This window comes from Lysobacter firmicutimachus (genome assembly GCF_037027445.1).
In the GTDB taxonomy this organism is placed as follows: domain Bacteria; phylum Pseudomonadota; class Gammaproteobacteria; order Xanthomonadales; family Xanthomonadaceae; genus Lysobacter; species Lysobacter firmicutimachus.
This window is the reverse complement of the sequence record NZ_JBANDL010000002.1, coordinates 72,990-92,578: the sequence shown is the minus strand read 5'-3', so window position 1 is coordinate 92,578 and position 19,589 is coordinate 72,990. Positions and strand designations below refer to the sequence as shown.

Sequence of the window (19,589 nt, the reverse complement as noted above, 5' to 3'; positions counted from 1 at the left end):
CCACCATCAAGGAGTTCCCACAATGAAGACGGTACTGATCACCGGTTGTTCCTCCGGCTACGGCCTCGAAACCGCCCGCTACTTCCACGATCGCGGATGGAATGTCGTCGCCACCATGCGCCGGCCGAACCCAGGCCTGTTGCCCGTATCCGACCGGGTCAAGCTAGTCGCGCTCGATGTCACCGACGCCGGCAGTATCGGGCGCGCTATCGCGGAGGCGGGCCAGATCGACGTGCTCGTCAACAATGCGGGCATCGGCGTAGTAGGTGCCTTCGAGGCCACGCCGATGCAAACGGTGCGCGAGATCTTCGACACCAATACGTTCGGCACCATGGCGGTGACCCAGGCCGTCATCCCGCAGATGCGCGCGCACCGGTCGGGCGCGATCGTCAACGTCACCTCGAGCGTCACGCTGGCCAGCATGCCGCTCGCCGCGGCCTACACGGGCAGCAAGACGGCAGTCGAGGGTTTCATGGGGTCACTGGCGCACGAACTCGGCGCCTTTGGCATCCGGGTCAAGCTGGTCGAACCCGGCTATGGCCCGGCGACGCGCTTCGCGGAAAACGGCGCCGAGCGGATGAACGGCCTGATACCGCAGACCTATGCGGACTTCGCCCGTCCGATCTTCGAGGCGTTCGCCCACTCGCAGGCGACGACGCAGCCGCTGGATGTCGCTGACGCGATCTGGCGCGCTGCCCACGACGAAACGGACCAGTTCCATTTCCCTGCAGGCGCCGACGCCATCGCGTTGGCCGGCCCGCGATGAAATCGCGTACGCGGGTAGCGCCCGTTGGCGAGCGGCCACGGCGATGGAAGTTCACCGCAGGTCTGTCCCTGGCAGCAGCGCTCGGCGATCGGGGCGGAACGGAGGATCTCGGTCAACTCGGTAAAGACGATGCGAACCCGGGCATTCCGGAGTGCTTGGCATCAGCACCCGCGCCGAACTCTTGCAACGGGCGTTGGTCGCCGGTTGGGCGTTGGGCGAAGACTAGCTCGCCCCCTCGTTGGGTGCCCGTCGAGTTAAATGGCCTGCCGATCTCACCGCTCGCGTTCTATGCCGAATAGTCTGTTCAGTGTTGGAGCGGGCATGTTCGGATGGTTGAAGGGAAAAACTCAGGAAAAACAGTCGGGATGGGGGATCTCTGACCATGCTAGGCAAGTCGTTGCGGCCGCGAGCCCCGTGTTGGAACTGAATCTTGTTCTCTGCCGGTCTGTTGATAATTTCGAAGTCATCCTCGCGAGCGAACGGGTCCGGGGCTACATCGTCGGTTTCTTCGACGGCGCAGCACAGGCAGCAGGGGTTGAATTTTCTAGCGACAAGCAGTTCTTCACCTATCTGGGGCTGGGTCACGAGCTGGTGCTGCAAAAGGACTTGGATGACCCCATCACATTCGCGATGGAATCAATCGCTTTGCAAGGAAGCGAGGCATTCTCGGAGGGGCAGATCCTAGGAGAAACGGACTACTTCAACTGGATGTCAGACCGGCAGCAACAGCCGATCGGGCTGCTCAGGTTATTCCATGAGGTGAGCTAAGCACTCCCAGCGGGGCAGCTAGATGGTGTCGAAGGAAACGGTGGCCGCGTGGTTGGCTTGAAGCGGCTGCGGGAATGCAAAAGGCGCCTCAAACCGCTCTTTTCAGTCCAGCGCTAAGTCACTGATTTGGAAGGACAAGCGGCATGCGTGTTGGACTAAAAAACCAACGCCCTGAGAAAAGAGAGAGAAAAGAGGGGGGGATCTGGCCGTTTTCGGTCGATCCGCCGCCAACCTTGGTCCAACGCCAAAACGCGAAAACCGCCGAAAACAAGGCGTTTTCGGCGGTCGCTGCTCTCGAAATAGAGAGGTTCGAACAGGGGTATTTGGCGCGCCCACGGCTCCCGGATTCGAACTGGTAGGTTCACGGAAAGTCGTCCCGGAGAACGATAGCCGGCCTAAATCGAGGCGCCCACGCTCCTGTCTTGAACCAGTCTCTACACGCTGGGAAACATCAAGGAACAATACATAACTGCTATCGGGCGTTGTCGTGGTTAGGGCGCATACGGTTTAGTACCCTTGCAGCAAGGTGAGCACCAATTTCTAAAAGGCGGCGCAACCTAGCTAGGCTCTTCCCCCGTTGAGCTTCTTAGCCTTTCGCCGACCTACCTGGCGAAACGAAGTTCGGAAGCGCTCGTACAGTTCATCAGCCGACGGTGATGGTGATGCATCGCGCTCACTGGCGAATATCGAATAGTAGGCGCGATACCGTTTACGATCGCGCGCTTTGTTCCAAGTCCAGCCCAACCCTAATGACGTTTCGCCCTTCATTGGTCTTTTAACGGAGCGGTCTAGTAGAAATCGGAACACTTCGTTGTTAATCGACTTGACTAGAACAAACAGTAAGTCAGCTATCGACTCCATGTCGCTAGTCGTCAATCGAATGGGCTTCTCTAAGAAGTTTTTGTGACGATCCAGGCCTAGCTCCACGGCGTTCTTCGTGCCTAACTTACCAAAACGATGCACACAACAATGACGAAGTTCGCACACTTGACCGTACTGCTCTAACAATTCAACGATGACATTTTCTTTAAGTTCCAAATCAAGAAACTTCCGGAGACCGTCCCTGATGCCTTTCTTGCCCGAGAACATCTGCTCTTCCAGCAACGCTTCCGGAAGCATCTCGCTGCGATGATGGTTGGCCGCGGCATAAGACAGGGTGTACGTCTCGCATTGACTCTGCGAATACGGATCTACAGTCAAAACACGGCGGATTAGTGCTCGCATGAAGCTTTCGACTGCCGATACGTATCCTAGGATTAGCAAGATGCCGAGCTCTTGTTCCAAGCTTGTGGTCGCCGTGTTTCCTACCCACATTTTGTTGAGACGAAGCGTGTTCTCGATGAACTGGTCGATTGGTGACGTCGCAGAATCATCGTGCTTGAGATCGAATAGGGCGGCAGTATTCAACGACGCCTTCACCTGCCGTACTGTAACGGCAGCGGAGAAGTCTGCAGAAAGGGCGCCCTCGCGTGCCATATCTAAGAGAGATAGTCGTCAACGAAACCGTTCAAGACGTCAACGATTCGAGCAGTGCGGCGGCGCCCGAACCCCCTGACTGTCAATAAGTCAGCTGCCGGATCCTGCTTGGCCAAGAAGTCACGCAATGTGCGAAGCATGGGCAAATGCTGCAGGATTTGCTCTCTTTGCCACTGAGTCAGGCCCGGAACTTGGCCAATGGGCGTATCGAGGCATTGTGCGAAGGTGGATGCATCTACTAACTGCTGGCCGCAGTTGTGGCAGAAGCGCTGATTGTCGGTCAGTCGTCGTGTATCGCACGCCGCGCATTTTGGCAGTGATAGGCTGAGGTGTTCCAGATCCACACTGGGAACCACTCGTTGCAAACCCTTGCGTATCGGATGCTTGGCGGATCGAAGCGCGATGGCATCAACTGTCTGTTTCAAACTTCCGCCGGGGCCGCCACCACCCAGTGCACGGATGAACAAAAGATTGGCAGTATGGGGAATAAAGCGACGATAGATGCGCTCTGGCGTGCCGTGTTTTACCGTGCGGTTGTCATAGGTTAGGCCCGCCTCGACAAGCAAACTGAACATACGCTCGATTATCGGAGTCAGCTCCGCTTCGACAATGCCGTATGTGAGTTGCTTCTGTTGGCGCGCGGCCAGCTTCTCGTTAAATGCCTTAATTTCACGCGCTATGCCCTCTAGGACTGCTTCGCCAGCCGTAACTAGCGATTCCAGCTTGGGCACCTTCTTACCCAATGAGCGGAACTCCGCGATGCGAGCATCAAAGTGGTCCTGAATAATTCGGCTCACACCTTGCTGCTGCGTCTTGAAGTCGCCTCGCTGGAATTCGTCGAGCATCGTCAGATACGCGCGCGGAATGCCAAATGCGGCGAATCGCAGCATGATTCTGACATCATGCGGCACCTTGTTAAAATCCCGGACGCGTGCCTGGGCTATTCCATCCATGGTGTCGTCGTAGCCAGGATCTTCGACGCAAAGCCATACAGGAATCGCAACTGAGTCTTGCCCTTGATGAAACTTGGGGCTGATCTCTGTCGTACCTGGATAAACCGAGGCTTTCGGCGCTAAGTCGACAGCCTTCAACGAGCGCACGATGTCCAAGAACTCGATCAAGTATTCAGGCGTCAGGGTCAGCGCCGCGTCATCCATGAGCAGCACTGCAAATTTACGCCCTGCTCGTTCGCGTGCTGCCTTGATAAGTTTTTGGACGACCTCGATAGACAGGGAATCGGCGACGCGCTGTGTGAGCTCGTTAAGTGGCTGGCTACGTTCAATACGCGTTACAAATGCCTGCAGGTCATCCACCGACACCAACTCTTGAAGCAGATCATCAAGTTCTAACTTCGGCTGCCATTCTTGGCCACTGTCCACTAGTGCGAGGACCGTACGGGCCAGTACCCAAGAATGGAACTGTTCTAGCGCGCCCGCATGGCTGGACAGCAACGGCTCTAAACGAAAATAACGATTGAAGGAGGCGTACACAGCAAAGGGCCGCGCCCCTTCATCCCGGCACTGCAGCCACGCGTAACGCATCATGTGGGTCTTGCCGCAACCACGAGGTCCCACGATCGTGCGCATACTGCGATTCGTAAGTTCGCGGAGGACAACTTGGAATAAGTCCCCGCTGGGCGACGTTTCGCGGAGCAGGTCTTCAATGGGAATGTAATCGGCGCGCTGCTGCAGCGCCGATTCGAGTTCGTTCTCAACCTGGGCGGAGGTCATGGACATCTCACAGGCTAAGGCCCAGGAGAGCACTCGGCGTGATAAATCGCGCGCCTACGCCATGAGCGACTGCGTCGAGAGCTGCTCGTCCACGAGAACTGGTCAACAACGCAAACAATCGATCACGGTCACCGGGATTCGCGCGCACGACAAGGAAGCAGTCGGAAACCACTACCGGACCACGCGCTACCTGACAGATCTTCTTGCTCAGATTGCGCCCCACGCGAGCCACCAGGATGTCGCCCGTTCTCGCAGTGACGCCATTGACCCTGTTTCGATGGATCTTTGGGAGCACAAACGAGCGCGGCACTTTCTCCACGCCCTCTAGCAGATGAGTGGTATGGAATACAGGGAAAGTGACGTCTCTAAGTGAGCGAGAACTATAATTGCCTCGTTCGACGGATCGGGTCAGATCGGCGAGGCGTACTGGAGAACGGCGGCGCTTTGTTGGTGGAACAGCTAGCGCGGTGTAATACGAATAATCGAGGCGTTGAATGGCGCGCTCGGGAGCGACCAACATGGGTGACGACAACTGTCCCGCTGGCTCCAGCTTCCGCACGGCAATATCCGCTCTCTGCGCGGTTGCTTTCGTCAGTACGACGATGTGGGCTTTGGCTTCAGTGCGACTGAAAATGTTACGCGGTAGTTCGATGACTTGATCTATGGCGTGTCGCTCAACGAGAGTGCGCCGGAAGGCTGCAAATCGCTCGCCTGCGACTAAACCATCGGGGATAATGAGCCCCAGCCGGCCACCTTTCTTTAGTAGACGCAGATTCTGAGCCACGAACAGCACATCCGCGGGTATATCCTCCGCGCGTGGCAACACGTGGTCCAACCCCACGTCCTCCAAGATGCTGCGAAAGTGCTGCCGCCAGCGCGGTTTGATGTAGGGCGGGTTACAGACTGCAACGCAAGCATCTCCCCACGGGACACCCAAGTGGTCACTCAGGCGCGAGTCGAGCGCATCCCCGGTGTAGTGGCGGAAGGCGGAGCCGTGCAGAGTCGGGAGGCGACCACTGCCTGCTCCTGCATCGATATCCACAGTCACATAGCGTGCGGCTCTCCAGCGCTTGGCGGCTTCGCCAATAAGGGTGCCGTCGCCAGCACCAAGATCGATCACCGTCTTCGGAGCCGTCACATTCATGGACGAAACCAGCAATGCCGCGATCGTTTCTTGGGTGTAGTAACGACCGAGGCGATCTGATCTCCGGCGGTCCATCACAATGTTCAAGATCGCCTCCGTTCGCACATGGGCGAAATTTACCCTAAAAGCAGCAAACAAGCATCGTATTGCCGTCGAACGACTGGGCCGGGCTCCGACCGTATTTCGTTACCTCTCGCGAGTAGGACCTGATTGGCCTGCCCAGCCTAGTCCTCAGCTTGTCCGCTGCGCTTCGAGCGACGGAGCCGCGCAAACGTCGGCGAGGTGTCCCGCGCCCGTCGTTCCAGGTCCAGCAGGTGACCGCGCAACCCTCCGCGGCGCCCCGGGCCACGAGCGCGGCCCAATGGCGTTCGAAGTTGAAGGCGCTTGGCGTCGTGGGCGTCCCTGGTCTCGCCGACCTCAAGGGCGTCGAGCAGGGCAGCGGCGCGCGCCTTGGCGCGGCGGATCGACAGGGGCATGGGGTGGGCAAGCTCAGGGCAGCGGGCCGCGCGGCGGCCGGGCGTGCGGCGGGCTGGGGGTGCGGGGCGGCTTCGGCGTGCAGGCGGTCCAGCGCGGCCAGGCCGGCGGGGCGGCCGCGGCGGTGTGGGCGCGAGGCGGCGCGGTATCGGCCAGGCGCATCTCGGCCGCGAGCGCGCGTAAGGTACGCAGCAGGGCGGGGGCGGTGTCGATGTGGAGGCGATCGATCTGCTAGCTCGCATGCCTATCAGGGCGAGAAGTGACGCACTCAGGGCTTTGCGAGAAAGTGTCGAGCAGGGCTCGAGCTGCCAACTTGGCACTCGACAGATTGCATAGCAATGGTGCTCCCAAATCGAACCCGGATTTATGCCGCTGGAGCATGCCGGCTTGGTCAGCATGGCCGTTTCGTCCTGCATTTCCCGTAAGCAGATAGTTAGCCCTTGCGCGGCGACCAAATTCCGAGAGGAACTTCTCGATATTTCGCTTGCCATGGGGCGTTTTTCGAGTGCAGCATTGGCTTATCAGTCAGGGGGCTGGTGGCCATGGACGCCATTTGGATCGATGTCGATGTCGGCATGTTTCCGCCCGATGTCATCGCGCGCGCCGCGCATAGCTACACCGGCGAGTTTTTCGTTGAGATGGCCTTGCTGCCCCCTCCATCTCACGTAGTGTTCACTCCAAAGCATGCCGATGCGAATGTGGAGCTTCTGGCGTTGCGCTTTGGCAACGACTTGCTCGACGAACGACTGCGTGCTCAGATCCGCGAAGAAACCGCCGATCTCCAGGCCGCCCTTGTGCAAGCCGCGCTGCGTGAGGCAAGCCCTCGCGATCCCAAGGCGCTGCCATGAAGTTCGCTCCACGCTCCGCCTTCGATAGCGCCTCCGGCTACCGGTTGCTGCCCATGCGCTTTCGCCGACTGCCTTGGGACGAGACCCAGGTCCTGGTGACCTCGCTGGCCGGCGATTGGCTCGTCATGCCGCGATCCGATCTGGACCGTGCGGTGGCGGGCGAGCTGCAGCAGGACGACGTCCTGTTCGCGTCGATGGAGGCGCGCCACCTCATCCTGGCCGATCCAGCGCGCTCTACGCTGGCGCCACTGTTGTCCCAGTATCGGACCCGCAAGGCCTATCTCCAAGCGGGACCCGCGCTGCACATCTTCGTGGTATCCCTGCGCTGCCATCACACCTGCTCCTACTGCCAAGTATCGCGCCGTCCGACTTCCGAGACGACCTTCGATATGAGCGGCGCAGCAGGCCGGCATGCGGTGGAGCGCCTATTCGAATGGCCGTCCGACAAGCTCACGGTCGAGTTTCAGGGCGGCGAACCCTTGCTGCATTTCGATCGCATCCGCTCGCTCACCGAAGCCATCGTGGAGCGCAACCGGTCGGAAGGAAGATCCCTGCGCTTTGTCATTGCGTCGACCTTGCACGACCTGACCGACGATCAACTCGCCTTCATGCGGGAACACCGCTTCCAACTGTCCACCTCGCTGGACGGTCCCGAGTGGCTGCACAACGCAAATCGGCCGCGCCCGGAGCGAGACAGCTATCGACGAACGATAGAAGGCATCGAGCACGGGCGGCGGGCATTGGGTGAGGATGCAGTGTCGGCCCTGACGACACTCACCGCACGCAGCCTCACTGCCCCACGCGAGATCATCGACGAATATCGCAAGCAGGGGCTGCACTCGATCTTCCTACGGCCGCTCAGCCCCTACGGTTTCGCCCGCAAGACCCAGGCACGCCAGGGCTATCCGATCACGGAGTTCCTGACGTTCTATTCCATGGCCTTGGATCACATTCTGAGCGTCAACCAGGACGGCTTTGAGCTTGAAGAAGCCTATGCCAGCCTGCTGCTGTCCCAGTTGCTGACACCCTTCTCCCACGGCTATGTGGATCTAAGGTCGCCCACGGGCGCCGGCCTGGGCACGGTGGTCTACGACTACGACGGCCAGGTCTACCCCTCGGACGAGGCCCGCATGCTGGCCGCCATGGGGGCCCATAGCTTTGCAATGGGCCGCGTCGATGAACCCGTGGCTCAATGGCTTCAATCCCCGGCCATGCAGCGGGTGCTCGCAGCCGGCGTCGCCGAGGCTTTGCCCACCTGCGCCGACTGCGCCTATGTGCCGCTGTGCGGCGCCGACCCCATCGACCATTACGCCCGCCAGGGCGACCCGATCGGGCACCGGCCGACCAGCGACTTCTGCGCCAAGCAAATGGGCCTCTTCGATCTGCTCTTGCAGCGGTGGCAGGACGGCTCTGCGGCCGACCGGGCTGTCTTTGAGACCTGGGCGCTCCGGCAGTCGGGGGGATCTCCCGCGGCCGTTCCAGAGGCTCCCGGCTTAGAGGTGGCCGCCTGATGTTGCCGCTGGACGCCAAGGCACGCTGGAGCCCGGAGTGGCAGGAGCCGACCCTGCTCAAGGTCGCCGGACTGCAGGAGTTCGCCGCGGGTGAGTTCCCCCTGGAGCGGATGCTGCTGGACCTGCGCGTTCCGGAGACGGCAGCCGCGGCTGCCCTGCTGGATCTGCCCTGGGCCGGGGTGCTCGTCGGCGCCGACGCCGATGGCCCTACGCGCCTTAGGCATCGGGAGGTGGCGCTCCTGGGCGACCCCGCCACGGTGCGGCCAGGTGACGTGGTCGAGCTGCGCCCGGGCAGCTCCAAGATCGCCGTGCGCTACCGCCGCGGCGACAACGGCAATGTCCTGTTTGCGACCGAGCGGTGCAACAGCTTCTGCCTGATGTGCTCCCAGCCCCCTCGTGAGATTGAGGACGGCTGGCGCGTGGAGCAGCTGTGCGACCTGGCAGGGCTGATCGACAAGGACGAACCCTCCCTGGCCATCAGCGGCGGCGAACCCACGCTCCTGGGCGCCGGCTTGGAGCGGGTCATCCGGCGTTGCGCACGGGCGCTGCCGGACACTCATGTGCACGTCCTATCCAATGGCCGCCGCTTCGAGGACCAGGCCTACGCCGATAGTTTCGCCGGCGCCCACCCCTCGTTGACCTGGGGAGTGCCGCTATATGGCGATCACCACCGCCTACACGACTACATCGTCCAAAGCCCGGGCGCCTTCGCTCAGACCGTGCGCGGGCTCTACGCCCTGCATGCCGCCGGGCAGCGGATCGAGGTGCGGGTGGTGCTTACCAAACCCGTGGCCGAACGGCTGCCGGAGTTGGCGCGCTACCTCTACCGCAACCTGCCCTTTGTTGAACATGTGGCACTGATGGGCACGGAACCCATTGGCTTCGCCAAAGCCCATCACGAAGCCTTGTGGATCGATCCCGTCGACCTGGGCCCCACGCTAATGGAAGCCGCGCAGTTCCTGGATCGGCGCGGTATGGCGGTGTCGCTCTACAACCTGCCGCTGTGCACTCAGCCTCCGGATCTGTGGCCGTTCGCCCGGCGCAGCATTTCCGACTGGAAGCAACATTACCTACCGGCGTGCGAAGGATGCGCGCTGAAAGACCGTTGTGGCGGCTTCTTCGGCTGGATCACCCCAGAGTGGACCAGCCGTGCCATCGCCCCGATTACCGCGAAGGACGATTTCTCATGCGCAAGGCACTGACCCTGGCCGGTGGCGCGTTGTCGGCGCTGCACGGCTCCTTCCAGGACACCGAAGGCCAGGCGGGCAAGCAGTCCGCGTTGATGGCACTTGCACAAGAAGACGCGAACTACACCACAACGCTCGTGGCGCCGCTCAACGCGGACATCGACAATCTCTACGCGGGGCACCGGTCTCACAGCTCGCACCGTTCGCACAGCTCCCATCGTTCCCACAGCTCGCACTACTCGGGCAGCGGCGGCTCCTATCGCGCCCCGGCCTCCACCTACACGCGGCCGGCTTCCAGCTATACCCCGCCGGCGTCGACCTACAGCGCGCCGGCGCCGAGCCCCTATGTAGCGCCTGCTGCCCCCATTCGCTCGCCCCCCTCGACCATCCGGTCTGTGCCCCGAAGGACTGTCTCGTCGCCGACGCGGACCTATCAGCCCCCCAACGCCAGCGATTACGAGTTGCCGTCGGTCAACCCGGCCACATCCGATTATTCGACTGGCTCGGGGACTAGCTTGGCACCGGTGGCTCCCGCTCCCGCTACACCGCAAAGCAGCTGGCGACGCTGGGCCGACCGGGATACGGCGGTGCCCACAGACACCAACGGGGCGTCCACCCGAGCCAGCGCCGATCAACTGCGCCTCATGATCATGCGTGTTCAAGCCGCGCTGTATGCGAAGGGCTATGACCCTGGCGCGATCGATGGGGCCCTGAGCGAACGTACGGTGCTGGCATTACGCCAGTTCCAGGAAGCCTATGGCTTGGTGCCTACCGGACGCATGACGACGGAAACACTGAATGCTTTGGGTGTTGCGCTCCTTAGATAGGCAACGATTGCACGACGCATTCACCATTACAAGGATCTTGCACATTGAATCGCCCAGGGTTTCGTGTGGACATCTCGTAGCCACGATAGTGACTCAACTTCGGCGTCTACATCGCTTGGGGTGTCGCGCCGCGCGGACCGCGGCCCCACTCCGTCTGGCGATGGCTCGGGTGCGGTGCTCATCGAACCTGGGGCAGCCCCATCGAACGATGGAGCCGCGCAAACGTCGGCGAGGTGTACCGCGCCTCCCGCTCCATTCGCAGCAGGTAAGCGCTCACCCCCCGCGGCGCCCGAGCCACCAGCGCGGCACCGCAGCGCTCGAAATTGAACACGCGTTCGGCGTCGTGGGCGTCCCAGGTCTCGCCGACCTCGAGGGCATCGAGCAGGGCGGCGGCTCAGGGGTGGGGGCCGCGGGGCGATCGGGCGCGCGGTACGGCCGGTGGCGGCGTGGCGGCCTCGGCGTGCAGGCGCTTCAGCGCGGCCAGGCCGACGGGGCACCCACGGCAGTCGGGGCGCGGGGGCCGCGCGATGTCGGCCAGGCGTACCTCGACCGCGGCCGCGCGCACGGTCCGCAACAAGGTGAGGGCGGTGTCGATCCGGGCGAAGCGGCAGGTGCCGCCGCGTTTGGCGGTCAGCACGGCCTCGTGCAGGCCGTACTGCACCGACAGGAGGTAGCCGTCGGTGCGGCCGTGCAGGGTGTCGCCGCGCACGGCGCCGGCACGGGCGAGCTCGATCAAGGTGGCCTGGGACAGCGCTTTCATCGACGCGGGCGTCCAAAACACGCGGCTTCGGGAGGCGCCACGCGCGATCGCGGGCGCCGGCAAGCGCGGCCTCGAGGCCGGTGACGGACATAACGCGAGACTGCGCGCAATCGCTTATCCGGCGGTTCATCGCCAAGTGCGTCTTGAGTGGTTTGTCGCCGTCGTTGGTATCCGAAGTTTGGCCAGGCCCACCTCCGGGGATCCACGCTCGACGGCGTTAACGCGGCGCGTTGATGGCATGCGCGCGTACTAAATGGCTGGCGGTCGTCTACAACGATCTGGGCGATTCAAACCCTTTGTTCGCTCACCGAAACTCACAGATTCTCTGCCGATGTACTGATCGAGCTATCACTGTTTAACAGTGGTTTTCCGCCTATGGTCCGCTCCGTGCCGAGGGCGTCCGCGGTGTTTTTGATTGCGAGTCCTCTAGACACCGACCTCAGCGAAGGCGCCGCCAAAAGGGGATAGGGATGTCCAGTCCACTGAATCAGCTGCGATCAGCCGTTCAGATGTTGGCTCTTGGCGCCAGCGGGTCCGTTCGTCGACGGAGCGAACCCGGCTATGACGCCTGGTTATGCCGGGCACGCTGGAATGAACGAGACGTTGATCGACGTCCCGACTACATCGTTCGCCCCCGTTCGGTCGATGACATGATCGCAGTCATACGGACTTGCCGCGAGCATGGACTTGCTGTGGCACTCCGCAGCGGAGGCCATAGCTTCGCCAACGCCTTCATTCGTCGGAACGGAGTGCTTCTCGATCTGTCGGCGCTGCGCGCGTTGACGATCGATTCGCAGCGTAAGCGCGCTATCGTCGGCCCCGGAGTTACCAGTCGCGATCTGAGCCGTGCGCTCGCACCCTATGGCCTGGGTTTCGCCACCGGCCACAGCGGTACCGTCGGCCTGGGCGGCTTCTTGCTGGGGGGCGGATTGGGCATCAACTTCGGCCAGTGGGGGCCGATGAGCGCCTTCCACATCAAAGCGCTCGACGTGGTGACCGCCGACGGGGTGCTGCGTCGTGCCAGCGCCGAGGAAAACTCCGACTTGTTCTGGGCCGCCCGAGGCGGTGGGCCGATGGTTTTTTTTTGCCGCTGTATCGTTCGAGCTCGAATGCCATGCCGCACCGGCCGCGATAACGGCGCGCAGTTTGCGTCTTCCGCTGACCAGACTGGCCGACACCCTGAGATCGGTGGAACGCACCGAGCCCGATCCTCGGCTGCAAGTAATGCTTGCGGTGATTGCTTCCGATGAAAGCGTGGCTCAGCAAGCGCCACCCCGCGAGGTGGCGCTGACCACTTTAGCGTTCGCCGAGAGCATCACGACCGCCAGCGATTTGCATGCGTCGATCATTGATCGACTGTTGCCGTGGGCCCTGGCTCCGGCCAGCGAAGAACATGCCACAGGCTTCACCGCGTTGCACGATCACGGCGACGCGACGTTCGGCGCAGGACGGTATCTTGCCGACAACATCCTGACCGATCACGCGGAACGTGCGGCGGAGATACTGATCGCGCATCTACCGAGTTTGCCCTCGTTGGCCACGCTCCCGATCTTCATTTGGCGCGGCTCGCCGTCGCTTCCGGATGGCGCATTCTCAGCCCGAGGCCGCTGGTACTTTTCTACGTACGCTCGATGGAGCGATGCGAACGAAGACGAAGTCAACCAGAAATGGCTCCGATCGTTGTACGACGACCTACAGCCCATCGCCTCGCACTGCTATATCAACGAATTCGACCTCGAGTATCGCTCGCGGGAGGTGGCGCGCTGCTTTTCCGAAGCGGCCTGGCAGCGTCTTAGGGAACTGAAACAACGCCACGATCCGGCGGGCGTCTTCCACGATCTTGCGTTCTGAGGATGCGAATGGTCGAGGCCTAGTCACCATGGAGCCACAATCATCAGGGGGAGCTATGAACGGGCAAAGCACGGTTCTGGACGCGGTGCGCCGCCAAGATTGCGATCGCATTGCCATAGTCGACGACCATGAGACATTGACTTATGGCGAACTCGATCGATACAGCGACGCCGTTGCGGCATTCCTCGTCGGTCAAGGCATTGGTGCCGGCGACTTGGTGCCCATCGAGGCGACGCGGTCGACGGACTTCATTATTGGGCTGCTGGGGATCGTTAAGTCCGGGGCGGCCTACGTTCCGATCGAGCGCGCTTACCCCAAGGCGCGGAAGGCCTACATCATCGAGCAAAGCCGCGCGGCTTGGCTGTTGACGACCGCACCGGACGTCTCGAGTACAGATCCGGGCGTCCAAGTCGTCGATATCGACACGCTGAGACGTAACGCGACCGCGTCGCCGGTACCGCTTTATTCTCCCTCTCCGGCCGACCTGATGTACGTCATCTTCACCTCGGGGACGACCGGAGTTCCAAAAGGCGTTGCGGTCGAACACCATTCGGTGGCCGCGTTGATCGACTGGCACAACCGTCGTTTTCAGGTCAACTACCAAAGTCGGTCCACGTCCATGGCCGCGCTGGGCTTCGATGTCGCGCACTGGGAAATCTGGTCGTCGCTGTGCGCCGGATCGAGACTCTATCTGCTGAACGACGACATTCGACGAGACGCCTGCGAACTGGTGAAATGGATTGCCCGCGAGAAAATCACCCACGCCTTCGTTCCAACCGTCATGGCCGCGGAGGTTGTTCGGCACAGCACTCGGCCCTCTGCGCTGAAATACTTGTTTACGGGTGGCGAAAAGCTCAATCCTGTGGTGACGGATCACATTCATTTTGCGTTGGTGGATTACTACGGCCCGACCGAAGCCACCATCTGGTGTACGTACCATTTGGTGCCCAGCGCGTCGTTAGGTCGCGAACCTTCGATCGGCACGCCAGTGGAAGGCGCCAATGTATGGATCTTGGACAAGGCCATGCGCGAGGTTCCGGCGGGGGATGTCGGTGAAATCTGCATCTCCGGCGATTGCTTGGCGCGGGGCTATCTTCATAACCATCGACTCACGGCCGAGAAGTTCCCACCGCACCCGTTCGAGGCCGGTCAACGGATCTATCGGACGGGCGATCTGGGCCGTAGGCTGCCGGACCAATCCATCCAGTTCCTCGGCCGTGTCGATGAGCAGGTCAAGATCCGCGGGCACTTGGTCGAACCCAGCGAGGTCGAAGTGGTTCTGGCCAGGCTGCCTGGCGTTCGTCAAGTCAGCGTATCGGCCACTGCGCCAACGGACGGAAGCCCGAAGGAATTGGTCGCCTTTCTGATCCGCAGTAACGACGAAGTCCCGCATCGCGAGTTCATCGCCGGCGTTCGTGAAGGTGCACGCGCTGTACTCCCCGAGTATATGGTGCCGGGGCATTACGCGGTTCTGGATCGCTTCCCGTTGAACTCCAACGGAAAGACGGACAAAGGCGCGCTCATGGCCGACTTCGCGCGCACGATCGCGCCGGTGCGAACGTTCGAGGAGGTTGAAGATCGCGTCGAACGGGCCGTTATGATCGCGTTTCAAGGTGCCCTCGAGCACTCCGATTTTCAAGGCAACGACAATTTTTTTGACATCGGTGGACATTCTATGTTGGCCGCTGAGGTGATCGCGGCCTTGTCGAAGGAACTCGGGCTCGCTTTGCGCATTACCGACATCTACAACCGGCCAACCGCCGAGTCCCTGGCCGCGGAAATTCGGCAACGGCAAGATGCGATCGATGACGTCTCCGACTACATTTCGCCTGCGATGCTGCGACGCGATGCAACGCTGCCGGACGATATCGTTTTTTCCGCGCCGTTCGACGCGGATCGATTGATCAGCCCCAGTCACGTAGTTCTTACCGGAGCTACGGGTTTCGTCGGCATTCATCTGCTCGCCGAACTGCTCGCCACCACGCGCGCCATTGTCCACTGCATCGTGCGCGCTCGCACAGCGGCCGGCGCCATGCAGCGGATCCGTGAAAAAGTCGAAGAGTACAAGGTACCGATCTCTCCTTCGGACTTGGCGCGGGTCCGGGCGCATCCGGGCGACATCGCCTCGCCCGGTTTTGGCCTTCAGGCGAATGACTACGAAGCGTTGTGCCGCGACGTGGAGGTCATCTACCACTCGGCTAGTTCGGTCAACTTCATCAAGCCTTATGCGGCGATGAAGCGCGACAACGTCGATGGACTCGTCAACATCATTCGCTTCGCCGCCAGAAAAAGCACGAAAGCGCTGATGCTGCTGTCAACCATTTCCGTTTACAGCTGGGGGTACTGGATCACGGGGCGCGACGTCGCCGCGGAAGTCGACGATATAGACCAAAACCTGGACGCCGTTTGCGCCGACATCGGCTACGTTAAAAGCAAATGGGTCATGGAAAAGATCGCCGATCTGGCCGAGACCCGCGGTCTGCCGTTGGCTACGTTTCGGCTCGGTTACGCCACGTATCACAGCCAAACCGGACTGAGCGCCAGTTACCAATGGTGGGGGCGGCTGGTGAAGACGTGTCTGTCACTCGGTCTCGTTCCGGACCTGCATGAACTTCGCGAAGGTTTAAGTTCGGTTGACTACATGACCAAGGCGATCGCCCATATCGGTCGACAGGCATCCTGCCTGGGGCAGAAGTTCAACCTGATTCATTCCGGAGAGGCCAACGTGTCCTTGAAGCAGTTCTTCGACTTGATGGCGCGCTACTTCGGCTTTGAATTTCAGGTTGTCCCTTTCCGCCAATGGCGAGCCTGCTGGATGAACGACCCGAAGACCCCGCTCTATCCGGTACTAAATCTGTTCCGGGATCCGATGCACAAGGACAACTGCATCATCGAGATGTACCAGCACACCTACCTCTGGAATCACGACAACACATCGGCCCTGCTCGAAGGCAGTGGGATTCTCCCTCCGGCGTTCGACGAGCCCGAGCTTCGGCGCTACCTCGAGAAATCCATCGGGGTTCGCGAGCGGGCCGAATCTTCGGTGGCGGTATAGTCGGCTGGCCGCGTTGCGCTGATCAGACGTCTGGCGATGCCCGGTAAATCTGCGGGCCACTACTAATGCCGGCTCATCAGGAATCCACAATGCACAAGACTGCGCAGCAACAGTGTAAGACGGTGTCGGAGCAGAAGTGGTCCCTGAGTACGTTCATGGAGTTCTATGAGCGCGTCTTGGGTCCTCGGCTCTTCAAGCCCTACGGGGAGCTACTCGTTCAGGAGATTCGCAAGGACATCCGTCCGGACGCTCCTCCAGCGAGCATCCTTGAGGTCGCTTGCGGGACGGGCCGCATTACCACCACCCTCTACGAAGACTTGGCCAAGCCGCTGAACCTGCGGCTCGTCGCGACGGACTTGTCGAAGATCGCCATCGATATGGCCAAGCAGGCGGTCAGCGCGGAGCTTAAGCGCAACGTCGCCTTCCATTCCGACGTGGATATGGCGGATCTGCCGTTTGCGGACGACAGTTTCGATGTCGTCGTCTGCGGCTTCGGATTGATGTTTCCCCCAGACAAGGTCCGGGTCGCCCGCGAGTTTAAGCGCGTGCTGCGTCCGGGCGGAAAGATCTACGGCACCGTTTTTCAGTACAACGAGTTGTTCGATCTGGCCCTGAGACAATCGCAGAAGCACTTTGGTACGCCATCGGCCATCATGGGCGCGGCGCTGAGCTTAGCCGACCCCTCGGCTATCACCCGCGCCTTCGATCTAGAAGGGCTGAGTCGAGGCGTCGGCGAAGTGGCGACCTCGCGCGCGCTCTCCTTCTTCCTGGACGACCTCGACACTCGCGAATTCCTCTTCAATGCCTGCATCTTGCTTGAGGAGTTCAACCAGTGCGACGCGCCCACGCGCGACGCCTACTTGGACACGATGCTGCAGGAATTCCACGTGCAGGTTCCCAGCCGGAACTACCAGGTCAAGGCCTGGCTTCTGCGCGGCGAGGTCGATGAGGCTTGCAAGAGGGCCGCCACCCCGAGTCAGCCACCCGATTTTTCCGAACTGAGCGACTTTTGCCGAATGGCGCCGGCGCTCATCGGCAGCGACGCGGACAGCCCGCTGTCGCCGCAGGCGGAGCGCTTGCTGCGGCCTTATCGCATGATGAAGCGGGACTTCCTGGCCGAACATCCGGCCTACCCGGATGCCGAGGCCGAAGCGCTGCGCAAGCGCGAGTTCTCGCGGCTGGACGCCCTGCAGGCCACCTACCTGGATCATGTCGGCGGCACGATCGCTCCGGACAGCCTGCTCGAACAGGATTATCGGGTGCTCAAGAACAGCATTCTCGGCAACCCGCACAGCGGCTCGAAGTCGTCCGATGCGGCGCATGAGAAGGCTCGGGAGGAAATCTACCGGTTCTTCCGCTGCGCGCCGGACGAGTACGAAATCATTTTCACGCCCAACGCCAGCGGGGCGATCCGGCTGGTGGCGGAGTCGTTCCCGTTCGGAAGCGGCTCGCAGGTCCTGCTCACCAAGGACAACCACACGTCGGTTCACGGCCTGCGCGAGTATGCGAGAGCCAAGGGCGCGTCGGTGAAATACATTCCGCTCGACAACGAGCTTCGGATTCTCGAAAGCTCGATGCGGCGTTCGTTGGACCGGCTCGCTCCGGGGCGGCGGCACTTGTTGGCATACCCGGCGCAGTCCAATGCGACGGGCGCCCGCCACGACTTGAAGTGGATCGGGCTCGCGCAGGAGCGCGGGGCGATGGTGCTGTGCGATGCGGCCGCGTTCGTGCCCCAGGCCCGGCTGAATTGTTCGGTGCATCGGCCGGATTTCATCGCGATCTCTTTCTACAAGATCTTCGGCCATCCGACCGGGGCCGGCTGCCTCATCGCCCGCAGGTCCGCGCTGCGCGAGCTGACCCCGCCGTCGTTCGCGGGAGGTTCGGTGTGCTACTACTCAGGACCCTGGTCGCCCACCGACCGGCTGCTGCATCGCGAAGACGGAAAACGGTTTGAGATTGGCACGCCGAACTATGCCTCCTTCGACGCCATCGCCCAGGGATTCCAGTTCGTGTCCCAGATCGGGCTCGAGCGCATCGGCGCGCGATCAGGGGCGCTGGCGCGGTGGCTTGAGGCGCGGCTGCAGGAACTTCACCACGACATCAAGAGCCAGACCCCCCTTTGCCGTATCTACGGCCCTGCGGCGGAACACAAGGGCGCTACCGTCATGCTGAATTTCTTTGATTGCTACAACGCCGTGTTTCCGCATGCGCTCGTCAAGCGGGCCGCCGAATCCTTCGGCATCGTCGTGCGTAACGGATGCTTCTGCAACTTGGGTGCTGTGCAGCAGGCCACGTACACGACGGCGGGCGCAGAGCACTGCGAACTTGACAAAACGGAAAAGATCCTCGACTGCAAGGCCTTCGACGAAAACATCCTCAACAAGGGAAACTGCGGCGCCATCCGGGTGTCGTTCGGACTGGGGTCGACCTTTCGCGATGCGTACTGCTTCTACTTGTTTGCGAAGTGCTTGCTGAATATCGAGTGCGCGCGGCTGGAGGACGCTCCGGGCGGATCTTCGGCGAGCTGAGGTCGCGCGACCTGCGCGGCTTGGCGGTGCTGGAGGCTGACCTGCCCGGCGCACTGTACTCGAAGCGCTTGTTCGGGGAACTGGCCGCCGGCGGCGGCCGCCCGATCCTGTCGCTACCGGCCGGCTCGGGAGCGATTGCAATAGAGCGGGCGCTGATCGCTTGGAATGCTAGTCGGGAGGCCACGCGCGCGGTCTACGATGCTATCCCTTGGCTGCAGCGTATGCGCGTGGCGGAGATTCTGGTAGTTGAAGACGGCTGCTTTTAGCCGCACACTCACGACGCGCTGATCCGCGCGCACTTACGCCGGCAGGGCGTCGAAACCCAGATCGTTCGCTGCAGTGCGTCCGTAGGCGACGCAGGTCAAGCAATCGGCGCCTACGCTGCGGAGAGCCGCACCGACCTGGTCGTGGCTGGAGCTTACGGACACCCGAGCGTCATGGGGATGGTGTTTGGTGGGACCACTCGCAGTCTCTTGGCCAATTCGCCAGCACCTGTTTTTCTCGCGCTGAGGCCAATTAGTCCCGGTTGCGCCGTTTTTTCGCAGCATGGCAACTCTGGTTTTTGATCGCAGTAGGTGTTTTTAGTGATATGAGCGCTGACGTAAGTTTCGGCTTGCCAGTAAGGCCCAGTAGCGGTCAGCGAGGGGTAATGTGAACTTCTCGC

General features: G+C 61.5%; 15 protein-coding genes. 11 read left to right on the top strand and 4 right to left on the bottom strand.

Annotation, left to right across the window (positions count from 1 at the left end; genetic code table 11):
* Window positions 1-22 precede the first annotated feature (22 nt).
* On the top strand, window positions 23-766 hold the full coding sequence (locus V2J18_RS00485; protein ID WP_336130568.1) for an SDR family oxidoreductase: 744 nt from the start codon (window positions 23-25) through the stop codon (window positions 764-766).
* 321 nt (window positions 767-1,087) lie between these two features.
* The gene (locus V2J18_RS00480) at window positions 1,088-1,534 is read left to right on the top strand and encodes a hypothetical protein (protein ID WP_336130566.1); all 447 of its coding nucleotides are present in this window, start codon (window positions 1,088-1,090) and stop codon (window positions 1,532-1,534) included.
* A gap of 561 nt (window positions 1,535-2,095) precedes the next feature.
* Here the strand turns inward: V2J18_RS00480 and V2J18_RS00475 are convergent.
* The 3 genes from V2J18_RS00475 to V2J18_RS00465 form a co-directional block, all read right to left on the bottom strand.
* Window positions 2,096-2,941 carry a hypothetical protein gene (locus tag V2J18_RS00475; RefSeq protein WP_336130565.1) on the bottom strand — a complete coding sequence of 282 codons (846 nt, stop codon included), beginning with the start codon at window positions 2,939-2,941 and terminating at the stop codon, window positions 2,096-2,098.
* A 71-nt stretch (window positions 2,942-3,012) separates the two neighbouring features.
* Window positions 3,013-4,740: a hypothetical protein gene (locus V2J18_RS00470; RefSeq protein WP_336130564.1), complete on the bottom strand. Its 1,728-nt coding sequence runs from the start codon at window positions 4,738-4,740 to the stop codon at window positions 3,013-3,015.
* A 7-nt stretch (window positions 4,741-4,747) separates the two neighbouring features.
* Complete coding sequence (locus V2J18_RS00465; protein ID WP_336133025.1) at window positions 4,748-5,962, bottom strand: N-6 DNA methylase; 1,215 nt, start codon at window positions 5,960-5,962, stop codon at window positions 4,748-4,750.
* A 938-nt stretch (window positions 5,963-6,900) separates the two neighbouring features.
* On the opposite strand from V2J18_RS00465, the gene V2J18_RS00460 reads away from it, so the two are divergent.
* From V2J18_RS00460 to V2J18_RS00445, 4 genes are read left to right on the top strand one after another with little or no spacing between them, the layout of a single operon-like run.
* Window positions 6,901-7,206 carry a hypothetical protein gene (locus V2J18_RS00460; protein WP_336130563.1) on the top strand — a complete coding sequence of 102 codons (306 nt, stop codon included), beginning with the start codon at window positions 6,901-6,903 and terminating at the stop codon, window positions 7,204-7,206.
* On the top strand, window positions 7,203-8,717 hold the full coding sequence (gene hxsB / locus V2J18_RS00455; RefSeq protein WP_336130562.1) for a His-Xaa-Ser system radical SAM maturase HxsB: 1,515 nt from the start codon (window positions 7,203-7,205) through the stop codon (window positions 8,715-8,717). The genes V2J18_RS00460 and hxsB overlap by 4 nt, the downstream gene beginning before the upstream one ends.
* Window positions 8,717-9,919, top strand: coding sequence for a His-Xaa-Ser system radical SAM maturase HxsC (gene hxsC / locus V2J18_RS00450; protein ID WP_336130561.1), 1,203 nt, complete (start codon window positions 8,717-8,719; stop codon window positions 9,917-9,919). The genes hxsB and hxsC overlap by 1 nt, the downstream gene beginning before the upstream one ends.
* A complete protein-coding gene (locus V2J18_RS00445; RefSeq protein ID WP_336130560.1) occupies window positions 9,904-10,731 on the top strand; it encodes a peptidoglycan-binding protein in 828 nt (275 codons plus the stop codon). Before hxsC ends, V2J18_RS00445 begins: the two co-directional genes overlap by 16 nt.
* Before the next feature lie 394 nt (window positions 10,732-11,125).
* Here V2J18_RS00445 and V2J18_RS00440 read toward each other — a convergent pair whose 3' ends face one another.
* Window positions 11,126-11,491 carry a hypothetical protein gene (locus V2J18_RS00440; protein WP_336130558.1) on the bottom strand — a complete coding sequence of 122 codons (366 nt, stop codon included), beginning with the start codon at window positions 11,489-11,491 and terminating at the stop codon, window positions 11,126-11,128.
* 470 nt (window positions 11,492-11,961) lie between these two features.
* Between V2J18_RS00440 and V2J18_RS23090 the strand changes: the two genes are divergently transcribed.
* The 5 genes from V2J18_RS23090 to V2J18_RS23085 all read left to right on the top strand — a co-directional run bounded on the left by V2J18_RS23090 (window position 11,962) and on the right by V2J18_RS23085 (window position 19,491).
* Window positions 11,962-12,741 carry an FAD-binding oxidoreductase gene (locus tag V2J18_RS23090; RefSeq protein WP_425605917.1) on the top strand — a complete coding sequence of 260 codons (780 nt, stop codon included), beginning with the start codon at window positions 11,962-11,964 and terminating at the stop codon, window positions 12,739-12,741.
* Window positions 12,716-13,342, top strand: coding sequence for a hypothetical protein (locus tag V2J18_RS00430; protein ID WP_336130555.1), 627 nt, complete (start codon window positions 12,716-12,718; stop codon window positions 13,340-13,342). The genes V2J18_RS23090 and V2J18_RS00430 overlap by 26 nt, the downstream gene beginning before the upstream one ends.
* A gap of 55 nt (window positions 13,343-13,397) precedes the next feature.
* Window positions 13,398-16,397: an amino acid adenylation domain-containing protein gene (locus tag V2J18_RS00425; RefSeq protein ID WP_336130554.1), complete on the top strand. Its 3,000-nt coding sequence runs from the start codon at window positions 13,398-13,400 to the stop codon at window positions 16,395-16,397.
* Window positions 16,398-16,486: 89 nt separating this feature from the next.
* Window positions 16,487-18,925: an aminotransferase class V-fold PLP-dependent enzyme gene (locus tag V2J18_RS00420; RefSeq protein WP_079248064.1), complete on the top strand. Its 2,439-nt coding sequence runs from the start codon at window positions 16,487-16,489 to the stop codon at window positions 18,923-18,925.
* A gap of 284 nt (window positions 18,926-19,209) precedes the next feature.
* A complete protein-coding gene (locus tag V2J18_RS23085; RefSeq protein WP_079248063.1) occupies window positions 19,210-19,491 on the top strand; it encodes a universal stress protein in 282 nt (93 codons plus the stop codon).
* Window positions 19,492-19,589 lie beyond the last annotated feature (98 nt).